The sequence below is a fragment of the Citrobacter sp. Cf072 genome, from assembly GCF_030334485.1.
In the GTDB taxonomy this organism is placed as follows: domain Bacteria; phylum Pseudomonadota; class Gammaproteobacteria; order Enterobacterales; family Enterobacteriaceae; genus Citrobacter; species Citrobacter freundii.
This window is the reverse complement of record NZ_JAOWDX010000045.1, coordinates 20,832-38,107: the sequence shown is the minus strand read 5'-3', so window position 1 is coordinate 38,107 and position 17,276 is coordinate 20,832. Positions and strand designations below refer to the sequence as shown.

Annotated in this window: 15 protein-coding genes; 3 read left to right on the top strand and 12 right to left on the bottom strand. The window is 54.3% G+C overall.

Going from position 1 to position 17,276, the window contains the following annotated elements; translation table 11 throughout:
- Window positions 1-257 precede the first annotated feature (257 nt).
- Window positions 258-4,145: a phosphoribosylformylglycinamidine synthase gene (gene purL, locus OGX66_RS12600; RefSeq protein WP_088903172.1), complete on the bottom strand. Its 3,888-nt coding sequence runs from the start codon at window positions 4,143-4,145 to the stop codon at window positions 258-260.
- A 256-nt stretch (window positions 4,146-4,401) separates the two neighbouring features.
- On the opposite strand from purL, the gene mltF reads away from it, so the two are divergent.
- Entirely contained in the window at window positions 4,402-5,952 is a 1,551-nt protein-coding gene (gene mltF, locus OGX66_RS12595; RefSeq protein ID WP_003838390.1) for a membrane-bound lytic murein transglycosylase MltF, read from the top strand.
- A 12-nt stretch (window positions 5,953-5,964) separates the two neighbouring features.
- Here the strand turns inward: mltF and tadA are convergent, their stop codons facing one another.
- Genes tadA through murQ form a run of 4 tightly spaced genes read right to left on the bottom strand, consistent with a single transcriptional unit; the run spans window position 5,965 to window position 9,425 of the window.
- The gene (gene tadA / locus OGX66_RS12590; RefSeq protein WP_071524296.1) at window positions 5,965-6,501 is read right to left on the bottom strand and encodes a tRNA adenosine(34) deaminase TadA; all 537 of its coding nucleotides are present in this window, start codon (window positions 6,499-6,501) and stop codon (window positions 5,965-5,967) included.
- A gap of 17 nt (window positions 6,502-6,518) precedes the next feature.
- The gene (yfhb, locus tag OGX66_RS12585; protein ID WP_003037603.1) at window positions 6,519-7,154 is read right to left on the bottom strand and encodes a phosphatidylglycerophosphatase C; all 636 of its coding nucleotides are present in this window, start codon (window positions 7,152-7,154) and stop codon (window positions 6,519-6,521) included.
- 3 nt (window positions 7,155-7,157) lie between these two features.
- On the bottom strand, window positions 7,158-8,522 hold the full coding sequence (locus tag OGX66_RS12580) for a PTS transporter subunit EIIC (RefSeq protein ID WP_044701968.1): 1,365 nt from the start codon (window positions 8,520-8,522) through the stop codon (window positions 7,158-7,160).
- A 9-nt stretch (window positions 8,523-8,531) separates the two neighbouring features.
- The gene (murQ, locus tag OGX66_RS12575; RefSeq protein WP_088903396.1) at window positions 8,532-9,425 is read right to left on the bottom strand and encodes an N-acetylmuramic acid 6-phosphate etherase; all 894 of its coding nucleotides are present in this window, start codon (window positions 9,423-9,425) and stop codon (window positions 8,532-8,534) included.
- 117 nt (window positions 9,426-9,542) lie between these two features.
- Here murQ and OGX66_RS12570 point away from each other — a divergent pair, with 117 nt between their 5' ends.
- Together OGX66_RS12570 and OGX66_RS12565 are read left to right on the top strand one after the other, a co-directional pair.
- Window positions 9,543-10,391, top strand: a complete 849-nt coding sequence (locus tag OGX66_RS12570) for a MurR/RpiR family transcriptional regulator (protein ID WP_003037593.1) — start codon at window positions 9,543-9,545, stop codon at window positions 10,389-10,391.
- Window positions 10,392-10,446: 55 nt separating this feature from the next.
- Complete coding sequence (locus tag OGX66_RS12565; protein WP_003037590.1) at window positions 10,447-10,707, top strand: YfhL family 4Fe-4S dicluster ferredoxin; 261 nt, start codon at window positions 10,447-10,449, stop codon at window positions 10,705-10,707.
- A 29-nt stretch (window positions 10,708-10,736) separates the two neighbouring features.
- Here OGX66_RS12565 and acpS read toward each other — a convergent pair whose 3' ends face one another.
- The 7 genes from acpS to lepA all read right to left on the bottom strand — a co-directional run bounded on the left by acpS (window position 10,737) and on the right by lepA (window position 17,257).
- Entirely contained in the window at window positions 10,737-11,117 is a 381-nt protein-coding gene (gene acpS, locus OGX66_RS12560; protein ID WP_003037588.1) for a holo-ACP synthase, read from the bottom strand.
- Window positions 11,117-11,848, bottom strand: a complete 732-nt coding sequence (gene pdxJ / locus OGX66_RS12555) for a pyridoxine 5'-phosphate synthase (RefSeq protein ID WP_003838383.1) — start codon at window positions 11,846-11,848, stop codon at window positions 11,117-11,119. Before pdxJ ends, acpS begins: the two co-directional genes overlap by 1 nt.
- An 11-nt stretch (window positions 11,849-11,859) precedes the next feature.
- The gene (gene recO / locus OGX66_RS12550; protein ID WP_003037583.1) at window positions 11,860-12,588 is read right to left on the bottom strand and encodes a DNA repair protein RecO; all 729 of its coding nucleotides are present in this window, start codon (window positions 12,586-12,588) and stop codon (window positions 11,860-11,862) included.
- 27 nt (window positions 12,589-12,615) lie between these two features.
- The gene (era, locus tag OGX66_RS12545; protein WP_003037581.1) at window positions 12,616-13,521 is read right to left on the bottom strand and encodes a GTPase Era; all 906 of its coding nucleotides are present in this window, start codon (window positions 13,519-13,521) and stop codon (window positions 12,616-12,618) included.
- Complete coding sequence (gene rnc, locus OGX66_RS12540) at window positions 13,518-14,198, bottom strand: ribonuclease III (RefSeq protein ID WP_003037579.1); 681 nt, start codon at window positions 14,196-14,198, stop codon at window positions 13,518-13,520. The genes era and rnc overlap by 4 nt, the downstream gene beginning before the upstream one ends.
- Before the next feature lie 269 nt (window positions 14,199-14,467).
- Window positions 14,468-15,442 (bottom strand): signal peptidase I, encoded by a 975-nt coding sequence (gene lepB, locus OGX66_RS12535; protein ID WP_003838377.1) that lies wholly within the window; start codon window positions 15,440-15,442, stop codon window positions 14,468-14,470.
- A gap of 15 nt (window positions 15,443-15,457) precedes the next feature.
- Complete coding sequence (gene lepA / locus OGX66_RS12530) at window positions 15,458-17,257, bottom strand: translation elongation factor 4 (protein ID WP_003037577.1); 1,800 nt, start codon at window positions 17,255-17,257, stop codon at window positions 15,458-15,460.
- Between the last annotated feature and the right edge of the window lie 19 nt (window positions 17,258-17,276).

The following is a 17,276-nucleotide window of genomic DNA, read 5'->3' as shown; positions in this document are numbered from 1 at the left end:
CTGTAACACTTAAAAACAAATTCGTTTTAAATCAAATAATTAAATGTCTCTTTTTGGCGACAATGTAACCTTACCTATGTCGGCATTTCCCGACACTTTACTTTTAGGTGCAAGCGCTGAGTTTATTGCCGGATAGCGGCGTGAACGCCTTATCCGGCCTACAACCGCATTTCCCCGTAAGCCTGATAAGCGTAGCGTCATCAGGCGGCAGACAAAAAAAGCCCCTCACGAAGAGGGGCTTGATGATCATAGGCTAATTATCCAAGCTGTTTACGCGCGTTGCGGAAGATACGCATCCACGGGCTGTCCTCGCCCCAATTTTCCGGGTGCCAGGAGTTGCTCACGGTACGGAACACACGTTCCGGGTGCGGCATCATAATGGTGACGCGACCATTTTCAGTGGTCACAGCAGTAATACCATTCGGCGAACCGTTCGGGTTAGCCGGGTAAGCCTCGGTCACCTTACCGAAATTATCGACGTAGCGCAGTGCCACCAGACCTTTGCTCTCAAGCTGAGCCAGATGCGCACCGTCACGCACTTCCACACGACCTTCACCGTGAGAAACGGCAATCGGCATCATCGACCCCACCATATCGGCAAGCAGTAAAGACGGGCTTTGCGTCACTTCGACCAGGCTGAAGCGGGCTTCAAAGCGGTCGGAGTTGTTACGCACAAAGCGCGGCCACAGGTCGCTTCCGGGGATTAGCTCACGCAGGTTAGACATCATCTGGCAACCGTTACACACTCCGAGCGCCAGGGTTTGCGGGCGATGGAAGAAGGTTTCGAACTCATCACGCACGCGGTTGTTGAACAAAATTGACTTCGCCCAACCTTCCCCTGCGCCGAGTACATCGCCGTAAGAGAAGCCGCCGCAGGCTACCAGCGCCTGGAAGTTACCCAGGCCGATGCGTCCGCCCAGCAGATCGCTCATGTGTACATCGATGGCGTCAAAGCCCGCTCGGTGGAAAGCTGCTGCCATCTCAACGTGGGAGTTAACGCCCTGCTCGCGCAGCACGGCCACTTTCGGACGCGCACCGGTGGCGATATACGGCGCGGCAACATCGTCGTTAATATCGAACGTCAGTTTGACGTTGAGACCCGGATCGGCATCGTTGGTTTTAGCGTCGTGTTCCTGATCGGCGCATTCCGGGTTATCGCGCAGACGCTGCATCTGCCAGGTGGTTTCCGCCCACCACATACGCATCGTGGTGCGACTTTCGCTGAACACCGCATGACCATCTGCTTCGACCACGAAGCGGTCGCCCTGCACGGCTTTCCCCAGATAGTGAACGCAATCGGCCAGGCCATGTTGAGCCAGCAACGCCTCAACCGCTTCACGATCACCTGCGCGAACCTGAATCACCGCGCCCAGCTCTTCGTTAAACAGCGCCGCCAGACGATCTTCACCCAGAGAGTGGATATCAGCTTCAATACCGCAGTGACCAGTGAAGGCCATTTCCGCCAGCGTCACCAGCAAGCCACCGTCGGAGCGATCGTGGTAGGCCAGCAGCTTACGTTGTGCGACCAGCGCCTGAATGGCGTCGTAGAAGCCTTTCAGTTGCGCTACGTTACGCACATCGGCAGGCTTATCCCCCAGTTGACGGTAAACCTGCGCCAGCGCCGTCGCACCAAGCGCGTTGTGACCCAGACCAAGGTCAATCAGCAACAGGGCGTTATCTTCAGTAGAAAGCTGCGGGGTAATGGTGTGGCGCACATCTTCCACGCGGGCAAAGGCGGTGATCACCAGCGATAGCGGCGAGGTCATTTCACGCTGTTCGTTGCCTTCCTGCCAGCGGGTTTTCATCGACATAGAGTCTTTGCCCACCGGAATGGTCAGGCCAAGCGCCGGACATAATTCTTCCCCAACGGCTTTTACCGCTTCGTACAGTCCGGCGTCTTCGCCTGGGTGACCTGCAGCCGCCATCCAGTTGGCCGACAGTTTAATGCGTTTGATATCGCCAATCTGCGTTGCCGCAATGTTGGTCAGCGCCTCACCTACAGCCAGACGCGCAGAGGCTGAGAAGTCGAGCAATGCGACTGGCGCGCGCTCGCCGAGAGACATCGCTTCGCCGTAGTAGCTATCGAGGCTTGCGGTAGTGACCGCGCAGTTGGCGACCGGGATCTGCCATGGACCAACCATCTGGTCACGCGCCACCATACCGGTAACGGTACGGTCACCGATAGTCACGAGGAACGTTTTCTCCGCGACAGTCGGCAGATGCAGCACGCGGTTGACCGCATCTGCAATCGAGATTTCACTACGATCCAGTGCATCGCCTTTGGCTTTCAGCGTCTGCACATCGCGGGTCATTTTCGGTGTTTTACCCAGCAGCACATCGAGTGGCATGTCGATCGGCTGGTTGTCGAAGTGACTGTCGCTCAAGGTCAGATGCTGTTCTTCGGTAGCTTCACCGATGACCGCGTACGGCGCGCGTTCACGCTTACACAGCTCATCGAACAGCGGAAGCTGGTCAGCAGCAACCGCCAGCACGTAGCGCTCCTGTGACTCGTTACACCAGATTTCCAGCGGGCTCATACCCGGCTCATCGCTGAGGATATCGCGCAGCTGGAACTTACCGCCGCGACCGCCATCGCTTACCAGCTCCGGCATGGCGTTAGACAGGCCACCCGCGCCAACGTCATGGATAAACAGAATTGGGTTCGCATCACCCATCTGCCAGCAACGGTCGATAACTTCCTGGCAACGACGTTCCATTTCCGGGTTATCACGCTGTACAGAAGCGAAATCAAGATCGGCATCAGACTGGCCAGAAGCCATAGAGGAGGCTGCCCCGCCGCCAAGGCCAATGTTCATCGCCGGGCCGCCGAGGACGATCAGCTTGGCGCCAACGACGATCTCGCCCTTCTGCACGTGATCGGCACGGATGTTACCGATCCCGCCTGCCAGCATGATCGGTTTATGGTAACCGCGCAGCTCTTCGCCGTTATGGCTGTTGACCTTTTCTTCATAGGTACGGAAGTAGCCGGTCAGCGCCGGGCGACCAAATTCGTTGTTAAACGCCGCGCCGCCCAGCGGGCCTTCGGTCATGATGTCGAGCGCGGTGACAATACGATCCGGCTTACCAAAGTCCTCTTCCCAAGGCTGTTCAAAGCCAGGAATACGCAGGTTGGAGACGGAGAAGCCTACCAGCCCGGCTTTCGGTTTTGCACCACGACCGGTTGCACCTTCATCGCGGATTTCTCCGCCGGAGCCGGTTGCCGCACCTGGCCACGGAGAGATAGCCGTCGGGTGGTTATGAGTTTCTACCTTCATCAGGATGTGGGCTGGTTCCTGATGGAAATCGTAGCGGCCGGTTTTGTGATCGGCAAAATAGCGGCCTACTTCAGAACCTTCCATTACCGCGGCGTTGTCTTTATAGGCAGACAACACGTGGTCCGGCGTGGTTTCGAAGGTATTCTTGATCATCTTGAACAGCGACTTAGGCTGTTGTTTACCGTCGATAACCCAGTCGGCGTTAAAAATCTTGTGGCGGCAGTGCTCGGAGTTGGCCTGCGCAAACATGTACAGTTCAATGTCGTTCGGGTTGCGCCCCAGTTTGGTGAACGCATCCTGCAGATAGTCAATTTCGTCTTCCGCCAGCGCCAGACCCAGACGCAGGTTAGCGTCGATCAGCGCCTGACGCCCCTCACCCAGTAGATCAACGCTGGAGACCGGCGCCGGTTGGTGATGGACAAACAGTTTTTCGGCATCGTTCAGCGCAGAGAAAACCGTTTCCATCATGCGGTCGTGCAGTTCGTCGGCCACCATCTGCCATTGCTCAGCGGTCAGTGTAGAGGCTTCTACATACCAGGCAATGCCACGTTCCAGGCGGCTAATCTGGTGCAGACCGCAGTTGTGGGCAATATCAGTCGCTTTAGAAGACCACGGGGAGATGGTGCCAGGGCGAGGCGTAACCAGCAGCAGTTTTCCTTCCGGGGCGTGGCTTTGCAGAGCAGGACCATATTTCAGCAGGCGTGCAAGCTGCACGTGCTCATCTTCATTTAACGGTGCATTCAGATCGGCAAAATGGACGTACTCGGCGTAAATATTGTGGACCTGGAGGTTGGCAGCCTGAAAACGTGCCAGCAGTTTGTTAATACGGAATGCAGACAGTGCAGGTGAACCACGCAGAATTTCCATCATAAGTCTCTCGTCTTCTAAGCTTTCGGTGTGCCCAAGTGGGGAAACGGGCGTCATTATAAAGAATCTACCGCGCCGACGAAACCGTTTGCGTCGAAATAAAATCACGACCGTCACTTATCACCAAATGCGGTCAGATTTCTGAATAAGTTGCCAACTGACGCAAGTTTAAGCAAAATGCCGTTCATTAATGACGACTTCACTTCTTAATCAGCACCACAGCAGGCAGAGAAAACGTACGGTTCAGAGAATTAACTAATTGAAAAAATTAAAGATTAATTATCTGTTCATCGGCATATTGACGCTGTTGTTGGCAGCGGCCCTTTGGCCATCTATTCCCTGGTTCGGTAAAGCCGAAAATCGTATCGCCGCCATTCAGTCGCGGGGAGAGCTGCGCGTCAGTACCATCGACTCGCCGTTAACTTACGCGACCCTCAACGGCAAAAAATTCGGCCTGGATTATGAACTGGCCCAGGAATTTGCCGACTACTTAGGCGTGAAGTTAAAAGTTACCGTACGCCAGAACATCAGCCAGCTTTTTGACGACCTGGATAACGGCAATGCCGACCTGTTAGCCGCAGGCCTGGTCTATAACAGCGAGCGGGTGAAAAATTACCAGCCAGGCCCGACCTATTATTCGGTTTCACAACAGCTGGTGTACCGGGTTGGGCAATATCGCCCGCGCACGCTTGCCACCGTGAACGAAAGCCAACTGACTATCGCCCCGGGGCACGTGGTGGTTAACGACCTCCAGCAGCTAAAAGAGAAAAAATTTCCCGATCTGAGCTGGAAAGTTGATGACAAAAAGGGCACCACCGAATTGCTCGATGATGTAATCGCCGGAAAGCTGGATTACACCATTGCAGATTCTGTCGCCATCAGCTTATACCAACGCGTGCATCCTGAGCTGGCCGTGGCGCTGGACGTCTCTGACGAACAGCCGGTGACCTGGTTTAGTCGTCTGGACGATGACAACACGCTGTCTGCCGCCTTGTTGGATTTCTTTAACACCATGAATGAAGACGGTTCTCTGGCACGGCTGGAAGAGAAATATCTCGGGCATGGCGATGATTTTGACTATGTCGATACCCGCACCTTTTTGCGCGCCGTAGACAGCGTGTTGCCGGACCTTAAGCCGCTGTTTGAGAAGTATGCGCAGGAGATAGACTGGCGACTGCTCGCCGCAATATCCTATCAGGAGTCGCACTGGGACGCGCAGGCCACATCCCCGACCGGCGTACGCGGACTGATGATGCTGACCAAAAATACTGCTCAGAGTCTCGGGCTGACCGACCGTACCGATGCCGAACAGAGTATCAGCGGCGGCGCGCGATACTTGCAGGATATGATGAGTAAAGTACCGGATACCGTCCCCGAAGGAGAACGCATCTGGTTTGCCCTTGCAGCCTATAACATGGGTTATGCGCACATGCTTGATGCGCGGGCGCTAACGGTGAAAACCAAAGGCAATCCGAACAGTTGGTCCGACGTAAAACAGCGGCTACCGCTGCTCAGCCAAAAGCCGTATTACAACAAGCTGACCTATGGCTATGCGCGTGGCCACGAAGCTTACGCCTATGTGGAAAATATCCGTAAGTACCAGATTAGCCTGGTGGGGTATCTGCAGGAGAAAGAAAAACAGGCGCAGGAAACGCAGCAACTGGCTCAGGATTACCCGGCGGTGTCACCGGCTGAGCTGTTGGGTAAAGATAAATTTCCGCTTTCAGCCTTTCTGACTCAGACGTCGTCAAACTACCTGTCGCACTCCCCTTCCCTGCTATTTTCGGCACAGAAGAAAGAGGACCAGTAGTCTGATTGGTATTTACTGATTAGCGGATTTTTTCAGGGCCTTGATTTCCTGCCGACGCATGCGAAAGAAATCACTGAGCAACGTGGCACATTCATCCCGCAGTACCCCCTCTGTCACTTCAACCCGATGATTCATCCCAGGGTGATGCAGCACATCCATTAATGACCCGGCAGCGCCCGTTTTCGCATCGCGTGCACCAAAAACGACCCGACCGATACGGCTGTGCACCATCGCGCCTGCGCACATCACGCACGGCTCCAGAGTGACGTACAGCGTGGCATCTAACAGACGGTAGTTTTGCAGCACCAGGCCGCCCTGACGCAGCGCCATAATCTCAGCGTGGGCAGTCGGATCATGATGACCTATCGGGCGGTTCCAGCCTTCGCCAATCACTCGGTTGTTATGTACCAATACCGCACCCACCGGGACTTCACGCTCATCCCAGGCGCGCTTAGCCAGCGTTAAAGCATGACGCATCCAGTATTCGTGGCTAAATTCAACATCTGACAAAGGGGTTACTCCACCAATAAAAGCGGGCGCATTATACACAGACGCTATCGTTTACTCTATTCGAGTTGTTGCAGCTCTCCGCGCGGCGTGACGCGCCAGCGATGCTGGCAAAAAGAGAGTAACGGATTATCCTGCTTACTGTCGCTGTAGCCGCTGTAGAGAGACAACGGTGCGCCAATCTGCCGCTCCAGTTGCGTCACTTTCTCATGGCCCAGACAGCGCAGAGTCAGCACCCAGCCGCCGTATCCCCGCGCCATTTTGCTGGCGATCAGATTGACTCGCGGTAGCCACGGAGTATCAAAGTAAACCTGCTCGACCAACGACTGCGGAGAGCCGGTGATAAGCCAGATGTCAGCGTCAGAGCTTAACAGGTAGGTTGTCAGGCGCTGCTGAACGAGCGGAAACGCCGTCACGTTACTGCGAAACCAGCGCACAAAATCGGCCTGATGCGCTTTCAGACGCGCCTCGCTGCGACCAAAAGTGCATCCCCATAACAGCAGGCTCATTGGCCAGCGGGCGGCGCGCCCTTGTATCAGCAATGCCAGCGCAATCACCGGTAGCAGAGGCAGCACCAGCAACGCGTTCAGCGGCTGGCGACGCAGCAGATAACGAATAAAACTACCGAACATATCCTGCTGGTGTAACGTGCCATCCAAATCAAAAAAGACAACGCGGCGCTGGTGATTGGTCAAACCTTATTCCTCTGGATCAGTGAATCCCAATAGCCAGGTAAACAGGAACCCGGCGATAACTGCTACCAGATAGCCTAACAGATAGAACATCACTTTTCCGGCAACAATCGTCAGTGCCAGCGGTAATCCGGAGATGCCAAACGTGATGACCGTCGCCACCTTCCAGTAGCTAATAAGCGCTCCACCAACCGCGCCACCAAGACATGCACCGATAAACGGCTTACCCAACGGCAGCGTTACGCCAAAAATCAGCGGCTCGCCTATACCCAGCAGTCCGACAGGCAGTGCACCTTTGATTACTTTTTTTAACCGCGCATTTCGGGTTTTCATCAGAACCGCGATCGCAGCACCTATTTGCCCAACGCCCGCCATCGCCAGGATCGGAAAGAGCGCGTTATAACCGTGTGCCTGAACCAGCTCAACATGGATGGGCACCAATCCCTGATGAAGTCCAGTGAGCACCAACGGCAGGAAGGTTCCTGCCAGCACGGCACCGACCAGAAAACCGCCGCGATCGATAGCCCAGGATGCGCCGTGAGCAATAGACTCAGAAATCCAGCCGCCAAGCGGTTGCAGCGCCACAATCGCGATTACGCCGGTAATGATGGTAGTCAGCAGCGGATTAAGGATAAGCTCCAGTGATTCTGGCAACAGCTCGCGGAATTTGCGTTCGATCCAACACATCAACGCCACCACCAGCAGTACCGCGATCACTCCGCCGCGCCCCGGCTGCAACGCTTCGCCAAACAGCGTGATTTGTGCCAGTTGCGGGCTGGAGAGGATCCCCGCCATAACCCCGCCCATCGCCAGGGAACCACCGAAAACTTTGGCGGTATTCACCCCGACCAGAATATTCATAATGGCAAACACGGCGCTGCCAAATATGCCCATCAACCCCAGCATATTCGGATAGTGGGTCGCAAAATCCCCCACGATGTCCGGGCGCTTAAGGATGTTAATAATGCCGGTAATCAAACCGGAGGCGATAAACGCCGGAATAAGAGGGATAAAGACGTTCGCCAGCTTGCGCAGCGCATCGCTCATCGGCGCTTTGTACTTCGCTTTGGCCTCTGACTTTGTGCGCTCGATATCATTGGCACCTGCTCGCTCGCCGCCATCGGCAATCAGGGAACGCATGGCATCCACCACTTTGGCCGCTTTACCGGGGCCGACAATAATCTGGTGCTGCGCGCCCTGCTTCACGTAGCCGCTGACACCGGGCAGTTGCCTGAGACGAGGGATATCGAGCTGTCCATCATCCTGAACTTCAACCCTGACGCGGGTCATACAGTTTTCCAGGCGCAGAATATTTTTCTCTCCGCCAACGCCCAGTAGAATATCGCTGGCCAGCACCACCGTCTTATCCATATACACCTCTTAGTGTTCTAACGCCGCGCGTAAAAAACCCTGGTGAGCGGCAAGCTTTTCGCGGGCGGCAGCGGCGTCAAGGCCGGTGAGCGCCATTAAAATAGCTGGCTTAACGTCAAAATCAGTCTGCTTTAGCAGCGCTTGCGCCTGTTCACGCGCAATGCCCGTGGCTTCAACCACCATACGGCACGCCCGATCGATCAGTTTGACGTTAGTTGCCTGCATATCCACCATCAGGTTCTGGTACACCTTGCCAAATTTCACCATCGCACCGGTGGAGATCATATTGAGCACCAGCTTTTGCGCGGTGCCGGATTTCAGTCGTGTTGACCCGGTCAGCGCCTCTGGCCCCACTACCGGAGAAATGGCGATATCCGCTTCATGCGCGATAGGGGAATCCGGATTGCAAGAAATAGCCACCGTCGTACAGCCAACCGAACGCGCATATTTCAGCCCACCAATTACATACGGCGTGCGACCAGATGCTGCCAGCCCCACCACCAGATCCTGCGCGGTAAGATTGAGCGCACGTAGATCGTCTTCACCTAACTGTGGGTTATCTTCCGCACCCTCAACCGCCTTCAGCAGCGCGCCCGGTCCCCCGGCAATCAATCCAACCACCAGATCGTGTGGTACGCCGAAAGTCGGTGGGCATTCAGACGCATCCAGTACCCCGAGACGCCCGCTGGTCCCCGCTCCCATGTAAATAATGCGACCACCTGCTTTTAGCGCGTTAGCTGCCGCATCGACCGCACACGCAACTTGAGGCAGAGTTGCTTTTACTGCTTCGGCTACCAGCGTATCCTGTTGATTAAAACGATGAACCAACTCCAGCGTGGAGAGCGCATCCAGGTCCATGGTCTGGGGATTGCGGGTTTCTGAAACTAATGCACCGAGATTCATTTTTTGTTCCTTAGGAATTTTTAATTCATAATAATCTGCCATAATGGAATATTATATTCATCCAGGCGAATGAAATTTTGTTTTGTAATCGCCATCACGTTTTCGCCAGGAGACAGCATGAACTGTTTAATTCGCATTCGTCAGCGTTACCCGGACCTCGCGCAAAGCGATAAAAAATTGGCGGATTATCTCCTTTCCCAGCCGGATACTGCGCGTCATCTCAGTTCGCAACAGTTGGCCGCAGAGGCGGGCGTCAGCCAGTCCAGCGTGGTGAAGTTTGCGCAAAAGATGGGTTTTAAAGGATTTCCTGCACTCAAACTAGCGATCAGCGAAGCGCTGGCCAGCAATCCCAACCCCCATTCCATTCCGGTACATAATCAGATTCGCGGTGACGATCCTATGCGTCTGGTGGGGGAAAAGTTGATTCAGGAGAACGTGGCGGCGATGCATGCGACGCTGGACGTCAACAGCGAAGAAAAACTGATGGAGAGCGTCACAATGTTGCGCTCAGCCCGGCGCATTATCGTGACCGGGATTGGCGCATCGGGTCTGGTGGCACAGAATTTTGCCTGGAAGTTGCTGAAGATTGGTTTTAACGCGGTGGTGGAACGCGATATGCACGCCCTGCTGGCGACGGTGCAAGCGCTTTCGCCCAACGATCTGCTGCTGGCCATTTCGTATACCGGAGAGCGCCGCGAGCTCAACCTGGCTGCGGATGAAACGTTGCGTACCGGCGCGAAAATCCTCGCCATCACTGGATTTACACCCAATGCCCTGCAGCAACGGGCAAGTCATTGTCTGTACACGATTGCCGAGGAGCAGGCCACGCGCAGCGCAGCGATTTCTTCCACTCATGCGCAAATGATGCTCACTGATTTACTGTTTATGGCTCTGGTGCAGCAGGATCTGGAGCATGCTCCGGAACGTATTCGCCACAGCGAAGCTCTGGTAAAAAAACTGGTCTGAGCAAAGAATGCGCGTATAATGCCCGCCCGATTTGTGATGTTTTGAGAGTTTCCTGATGGCCCTGTTAATCACTAAAAAGTGTATCAATTGCGATATGTGCGAGCCCGAATGCCCGAATGAGGCGATTTCGATGGGTGATAGCATTTACGAGATTAACAGCGACAAGTGTACGGAATGCGTAGGCCATTACGACACGCCAACCTGCCAGAAGGTGTGCCCGATCCCCAATACTATTTTGAAAGATCCGGCACATGTCGAAACAGAAGAGCAGTTGTGGGATAAGTTTGTGCTGATGCACCACGCCGATAAACTTTAACCGCGTCGCCATCCGGCAACGTGCAGAATCTAACTCTCGATAATCACCGTGGCGCAGGCGTAGTGACGCTCATCGGCCAGCGTCACATGCATATGCGCGACGCCGAGTTTTTCCGCCAGTTTTAACGCCTCTCCCCATAATCGCAGACGCGGCTTACCGAGTTCGTCGTTAAAGACTTCAAACTGATTAAACGCCAGCCCATTGCGAATACCCGTGCCAAAGGCTTTTGCTGCCGCCTCTTTGACTGCAAAACGCTTCGCCAGAAAACGCACCGGCTGCTGATGCGTTTCCCAGATTGCCCATTCGTTGTCGCTGAGCACACGTCTTGCCAGGCGGTCGCCGGAACGGGAGATTACCGCTTCGATGCGGGCAATCTCCACGATATCCGTACCTAATCCCAAAATCGCCATTAGCCACGCGCTTCCAGCATCAGGCGCTTCATTTCGACTACGGCATCTTTCAGACCGCTCATCACCGCGCGCCCGATAATGGCATGGCCAATGTTCAACTCATGCATTTCCGGGATCCGTGCAATAGCTTTAACGTTGTGATACGTCAGGCCGTGGCCCGCATTCACCTTCAGGCCAAGGCTGGCGGCAAAAGTTGCCGCTTTGGCAATACGCGCCAGTTCGCTGGCCTGCTCTGCGTCGGTTTTCGCATCGGCGTAACAGCCGGTGTGAATTTCAATAAACGGCGCGCCAACTTCCGCAGCGGCCTTAATCTGTTCTTCGTCGGCATCGATAAACAGCGAAACCAGAATGCCTGCGTCCGCCAGGCGTTTGCAGGCATCGCGCATCTTGTCACGCTGACCGGCAACGTCCAGACCACCTTCAGTGGTAACTTCCTGACGTTTTTCCGGCACCAGGCAGCAAAAATGCGGCTTAGTCTCAACGGCAATCGCCAGCATCTCTTCTGTGACTGCCATTTCCAGATTCATGCGCGTATCCAGCGTCTGGCGCAAAATACGCACGTCACGGTCGGTGATATGGCGACGGTCTTCACGCAGGTGTACGGTAATACCGTCCGCGCCCGCCTGTTCAACGATAAACGCTGCCTGAACCGGGTCCGGATATGCGGTACCGCGTGCATTACGTAACGTGGCAATGTGGTCAATATTGACGCCTAACAGTAATTCAGCCATGACAATCCTCGTTAATCATTATTTGTTTTTACTGCGCGTTTTGGCATAAATTGCCGGAACAGTTCCCGGCTTTTTAACGGCTTACCACCAAGATACGGCTTTAACGCCATGCGGGTAAAGCGTTTCGCGGCGCGTAACGTATCGACATCAGGAAATTCACGCGACTCAAGTGCTTTGAGATGGCGTCCGGTAAAGGTATTGTTATCAATAACGACGCTGGCAATAAACCCTTTTTCTTCCCGGTAACGATAGGTCATAGTGTCGTCTACCGGCTCGCCGCTGCCCGCACAGTGGGTAAAATCGACGCCGTACCCCAGATGTCCAAGTAAGGCCAGCTCAAAGCGACGCAATGCAGGTTCTGGCGAACCCGTCGCGCCAGCCAGCGCCTGAATACAGTTCAGGTAATCGAAAAAGAGTTCAGAAAAGCGGGTTTCGTACTCGAGTACGCGCGAGACAAGCTCGTTGATATACAAGCCGCTGTACAGCGTGATACCGCTAAGAGGGAGTGCCAGAGAAACAGCTTCAGCACTACGTAGGGTTTTGACCTCTCCACGCCCACCAAAGCGAAGCAACAACGGGGTAAAAGGCTGGAGCGCGCCTTTGAGATTAGAACGTTTGGAACGTGCGCCTTTAGCCACCAGACGCACGCGACCCGACTCTTCCGTGAAGACGTCCAGCACGAGACTGGTTTCGCTCCAGGGGCGACTATGCAAGACAAAGGCTCGTTGCCATCCTTCCATATACTCGCCGTGTTTCAGAAGATGGGTTTAGACGTCGTCGCCGTAACCGAGGCTACGCAGCGCGCGTTCGTCATCGGCCCAGCCAGATTTCACTTTCACCCACAGTTCGAGGTGAACGGGCGCTTCGAACATCTCCTGCATGTCTTTACGCGCTTCGATGCCGATGGTTTTGATCTTGGCCCCTTTGTTGCCAATAACCATCTTCTTCTGCCCTTCACGTTCAACGAGGATCAGACCGTTAATATCGTAACCACCGCGCTCGTTGGAGATAAAACGCTCAATTTCCACGGTAACGGAGTACGGCAGTTCAGCACCCAGAAAACGCATCAGCTTTTCACGGATGATTTCAGAGGCCATAAAGCGCTGAGAACGGTCGGTGATGTAATCTTCCGGGAAGTGATGAATAGCTTCCGGCAAATGCTTACGCACGATGCCCGCAACGGTATCGACATTCAAGCCGGTTTCGGCAGAAATCGGCACGATATCAAGGAAGTTCATCTGGCTTGCCAGGAACTGCAGGTGCGGCAACAGATCGGCTTTTTCCTGAACGTTGTCTACTTTGTTCACGGCCAGAATAACCGGAGCTTTACCGTCGCGCAGCTTGTTGAGCACCATTTCGTCGTCCGGCGTCCAGCGGGTGCCTTCCACAACGAAAATAACCAGTTCAACATCACCGATCGAGCTGCTCGCCGCTTTGTTCATCAGGCGGTTGATCGCTCGTTTTTCTTCCATATGCAGGCCCGGGGTATCAACATAAATCGCCTGATACGCGCCTTCAGTATGGATGCCAACAATACGGTGACGTGTTGTCTGAGCCTTACGTGAGGTAATAGAAATCTTCTGCCCAAGCAGATTATTCAACAGGGTGGATTTGCCGACGTTCGGGCGACCGACGATGGCAATAAATCCGCAGTAAGTTTTCTCTTCGCTCATTCCAGCTCCAGTTTTTTTAACGCCTGTTCGGCGGCAGCCTGCTCAGCCTTACGACGGCTCGAACCTGTGCCAACCACCGGTTCACTCAGGCCGCTGACCTGGCAGTGGATAGTAAATTCTTGATCGTGTGCTTCACCACGGACCTGTACCACCAAATAAGACGGCAGAGGCAGGTGGCGACCCTGCAAATATTCCTGCAGGCGCGTTTTCGGATCTTTTTGTTTGTCGCCTGGGCTAATTTCATCCAGACGAGTTTGATACCAGTTCAGGATTAATTGCTCAACGGTTTGAATATCGCTGTCGAGGAAGACGCCGCCGATCAAGGCTTCAACGGTATCGGCCAGGATCGATTCACGACGGAAGCCGCCGCTTTTCAGCTCACCAGGCCCCAAACGTAAACATTCACCGAGGTCAAACTCACGGGCTAATTCAGCCAGCGTATTGCCGCGAACCAGCGTTGCGCGCATGCGGCTCATGTCACCTTCGTCCACTCGTGGGAAACGGTGATACAGCGCATTAGCGATAACAAAGCTCAAAATAGAGTCGCCCAGAAATTCTAAACGCTCGTTATGTTTGCTGCTGGCGCTCCGGTGAGTTAATGCCTGCTGCAACAGCTCCTGATGATTAAAAGTGTAGCCCAGCTTCCGTTGAAGCCGATTAATTACGATGGGGTTCATGCGATACCAATAAATGAATGCGTCAACAATTCAGCACACGAAACAGACCTGATATACGCACTTTGCGGAGCCATCTGGCTTCGCCTGCATGCTTTTATATACAAACCAACGCTGTTTCGTGTGCCGTGGCAACCTGTCGGTGCCAACCTAAAACTTCGGGGGAATATTCTATACACAACGACAAGGGATGTCGTTAGTCTGCGGGAATTTATCCGAGAAATAATTCACGCTGCCGCCGTAATGACGACAACGTGAACGATTATCGGTGATTAGTGAATGCCACCAATACGGCTTAAACGCACACCGGTCGGCCATTCACCTTCTTGCTTATCGAAACTCATCCAGATAGCGGTCGCTTTACCCACCAGATTCGCTTCCGGCACAAATCCCCAGTAACGGCTGTCCGCGCTGTTGTCACGGTTATCACCCATCATGAAGTAGTGCCCTGGCGGGACGATCCAGGTTGCCAGTTGCTGACCAGGCTGGCGGTAATACATTCCCACCTGATCCTGCGCGATTGGCACGGTCAGAATGCGGTGCGTAACCTCACCCAGCGTTTCTTTACGCTCAGAGAGACGAATACCGTTCTCTTTCGTTTCGTTCGGCGGAACTTCAAAGAAGCCACTGGTCGCTTCCCCACCGTTACGGCGCGCAAAGGTCTGTACGAAATCACTTGGCTGAACATCCGAATACGTTACCGGCAGCGCGTTTTCACACGCCTGACCGGAACGGCATCCTGGCTGAATAGTCACTTCTTTCGCCACTGGATCGTACGTTACTTTGTCTCCCGGTAAACCGACAGCACGTTTAATGTAGTCCAGGCGCGGATCTTCCGGGTATTTAAACACCACGATATCACCGCGTTTCGGATGACCGGTTTCGATCAGCGTTTTCTGGTAAATCGGATCTTTAATCCCGTAGGCGAATTTCTCCACCAGGATAAAGTCACCGATAAGCAGCGTCGGCATCATCGAACCTGACGGGATCTGGAACGGCTCATAAATAAATGAACGTACCACCAGCACAATCGCCAGTACCGGGAAAACGGATGCCCCGGTTTCCAGCCAGCCCGGCTTAGGGGATACTTTTTTCAGCGTTGCTTTATCCAGTGAATCACCTGCAGCAGCTTGCGCTGCTGCCTGACGCTCCCGGCGTTTTGGTGCGAAGATGAATTTATCTACGCACCATAAAATGCCCGTCACCAGTGTGGCAATCACCAGAATCAGGGCAAACATGTTCGCCATGCCAACTCCTTAAGATTATTTGCTGTCTTTACCGACATGCAGAATGGCGAGGAACGCTTCCTGCGGCAGTTCGACGTTACCGATCTGCTTCATGCGCTTTTTACCCTCTTTCTGTTTTTGCAGCAGCTTTTTCTTACGGCTGATATCACCGCCGTAGCATTTCGCCAGAACGTTTTTACGCAGCTGCTTCACGGTTGAACGCGCGATGATGTGCGTACCAATGGCCGCCTGGATCGCGATATCAAACTGCTGGCGAGGGATTAGATCTTTCATCTTCTCAACCAGTTCACGGCCACGGCTCTGGGAGTTGTCGCGGTGAGTAATCAGCGCCAGCGCATCGACACGTTCGTTGTTGATAAGGACATCAACGCGCACCATGTCAGACGCCTGGAAGCGTTTGAAGTTATAGTCCAGCGACGCATAGCCGCGAGAGGTCGACTTCAGACGGTCGAAGAAATCGAGTACTACTTCCGCCATCGGAATCTCATACGTCAGCGCCACCTGGTTACCGTGGTAAACCATGTTGGTCTGGACGCCACGCTTCTCGATACACAGGGTGATGACGTTGCCAAGGTAAGCCTGCGGCAGCAGCATGTGACACTCAGCGATCGGCTCACGCAGTTCGTAGATGTTGTTCAGCGGCGGCAGCTTGGACGGGCTATCGACGTAGATAGTCTCTTTCGCCGTGGTTTCGACTTCGTAGACTACGGTCGGCGCGGTAGTGATCAGATCCAGATCGTATTCACGCTCCAGACGTTCCTGAATGATCTCCATGTGCAGCAGACCAAGGAAGCCACAACGGAAGCCGAAGCCCAGCGCGGTAGAGCTTTCCGGTTCGTAGAACAGGGAGGCGTCGTTCAGGCTCAGCTTGCCAAGCGCGTCACGGAAGTTTTCATAGTCGTCAGAGCTGACCGGGAACAGACCGGCGTAAACCTGTGGCTTCACTTTTTTAAAGCCTGGCAGCGGTTTGTCTGCCGGGTTACGCGCCTGCGTCAGGGTATCGCCAACCGGCGCGCCGAGGATGTCTTTAATCGCACAAACCAACCAACCTACCTCGCCGCATTTCAGCTCGGTACGGTCAACCTGTTTTGGCGTGAAGATCCCCAGGCGGTCGGCGTTATAGACCTGACCGGTGCTCATTACTTTGATTTTGTCGCCTTTACGCATGGTGCCGTTTTTAATACGCACCAGCGACACCACGCCAAGGTAGTTGTCGAACCAGGAGTCGATGATCAGCGCCTGTAATGGGCCTTCCGGATCACCTTCCGGCGGCGGAATGTCGCGTACCAGACGTTCAAGAACGTCAGTGACGCCAACGCCAGTTTTCGCCGAGCAGCGAACGGCATCTGTCGCATCGATACCGACGATATCTTCGATCTCTTCCGCTACGCGTTCAGGATCGGCGGCCGGTAGGTCGATTTTGTTCAGAACCGGCACCACTTCCAGATCCATTTCCATGGCGGTATAGCAGTTAGCCAGGGTCTGCGCTTCTACGCCCTGCCCGGCATCAACCACCAGCAGTGCACCTTCACAGGCGGCAAGCGAGCGGGAAACTTCATACGAGAAGTCAACGTGGCCCGGGGTGTCGATAAAGTTAAGCTGATAGGTTTCACCATCAGATGCTTTGAAATCGAGCGTCACGCTCTGCGCTTTGATAGTAATACCGCGCTCACGCTCAAGATCCATCGAGTCGAGAACCTGCGCTTCCATTTCACGGTCAGACAGGCCACCGCAGATCTGGATAATACGGTCAGACAGCGTCGATTTACCGTGGTCGATGTGAGCTATGATTGAAAAGTTACGTATGTTCTTCATATAGTGTAATTATTGTGCC

What these genes read in the sequence shown, in the direction of transcription:
- OGX66_RS12570 (WP_003037593.1), top strand. Translation starts at nt 9,543, where the DNA reads ATGAACTGTTTAATTCGCATTCGTCAGCGTTACCCGGACCTCGCGCAA.
- murQ (WP_088903396.1), bottom strand. Translation starts at nt 9,425, where the DNA reads ATGAATCTCGGTGCATTAGTTTCAGAAACCCGCAATCCCCAGACCATG.
- era (WP_003037581.1), bottom strand. Translation starts at nt 13,521, where the DNA reads ATGAGCGAAGAGAAAACTTACTGCGGATTTATTGCCATCGTCGGTCGC.
- acpS (WP_003037588.1), bottom strand. Translation starts at nt 11,117, where the DNA reads ATGGCGATTTTGGGATTAGGTACGGATATCGTGGAGATTGCCCGCATC.
- OGX66_RS12565 (WP_003037590.1), top strand. Translation starts at nt 10,447, where the DNA reads ATGGCCCTGTTAATCACTAAAAAGTGTATCAATTGCGATATGTGCGAG.
- lepA (WP_003037577.1), bottom strand. Translation starts at nt 17,257, where the DNA reads ATGAAGAACATACGTAACTTTTCAATCATAGCTCACATCGACCACGGT.
- lepB (WP_003838377.1), bottom strand. Translation starts at nt 15,442, where the DNA reads ATGGCGAACATGTTTGCCCTGATTCTGGTGATTGCCACACTGGTGACG.
- OGX66_RS12580 (WP_044701968.1), bottom strand. Translation starts at nt 8,522, where the DNA reads ATGGATAAGACGGTGGTGCTGGCCAGCGATATTCTACTGGGCGTTGGC.
- purL (WP_088903172.1), bottom strand. Translation starts at nt 4,145, where the DNA reads ATGATGGAAATTCTGCGTGGTTCACCTGCACTGTCTGCATTCCGTATT.
- pdxJ (WP_003838383.1), bottom strand. Translation starts at nt 11,848, where the DNA reads ATGGCTGAATTACTGTTAGGCGTCAATATTGACCACATTGCCACGTTA.
- rnc (WP_003037579.1), bottom strand. Translation starts at nt 14,198, where the DNA reads ATGAACCCCATCGTAATTAATCGGCTTCAACGGAAGCTGGGCTACACT.
- recO (WP_003037583.1), bottom strand. Translation starts at nt 12,588, where the DNA reads ATGGAAGGATGGCAACGAGCCTTTGTCTTGCATAGTCGCCCCTGGAGC.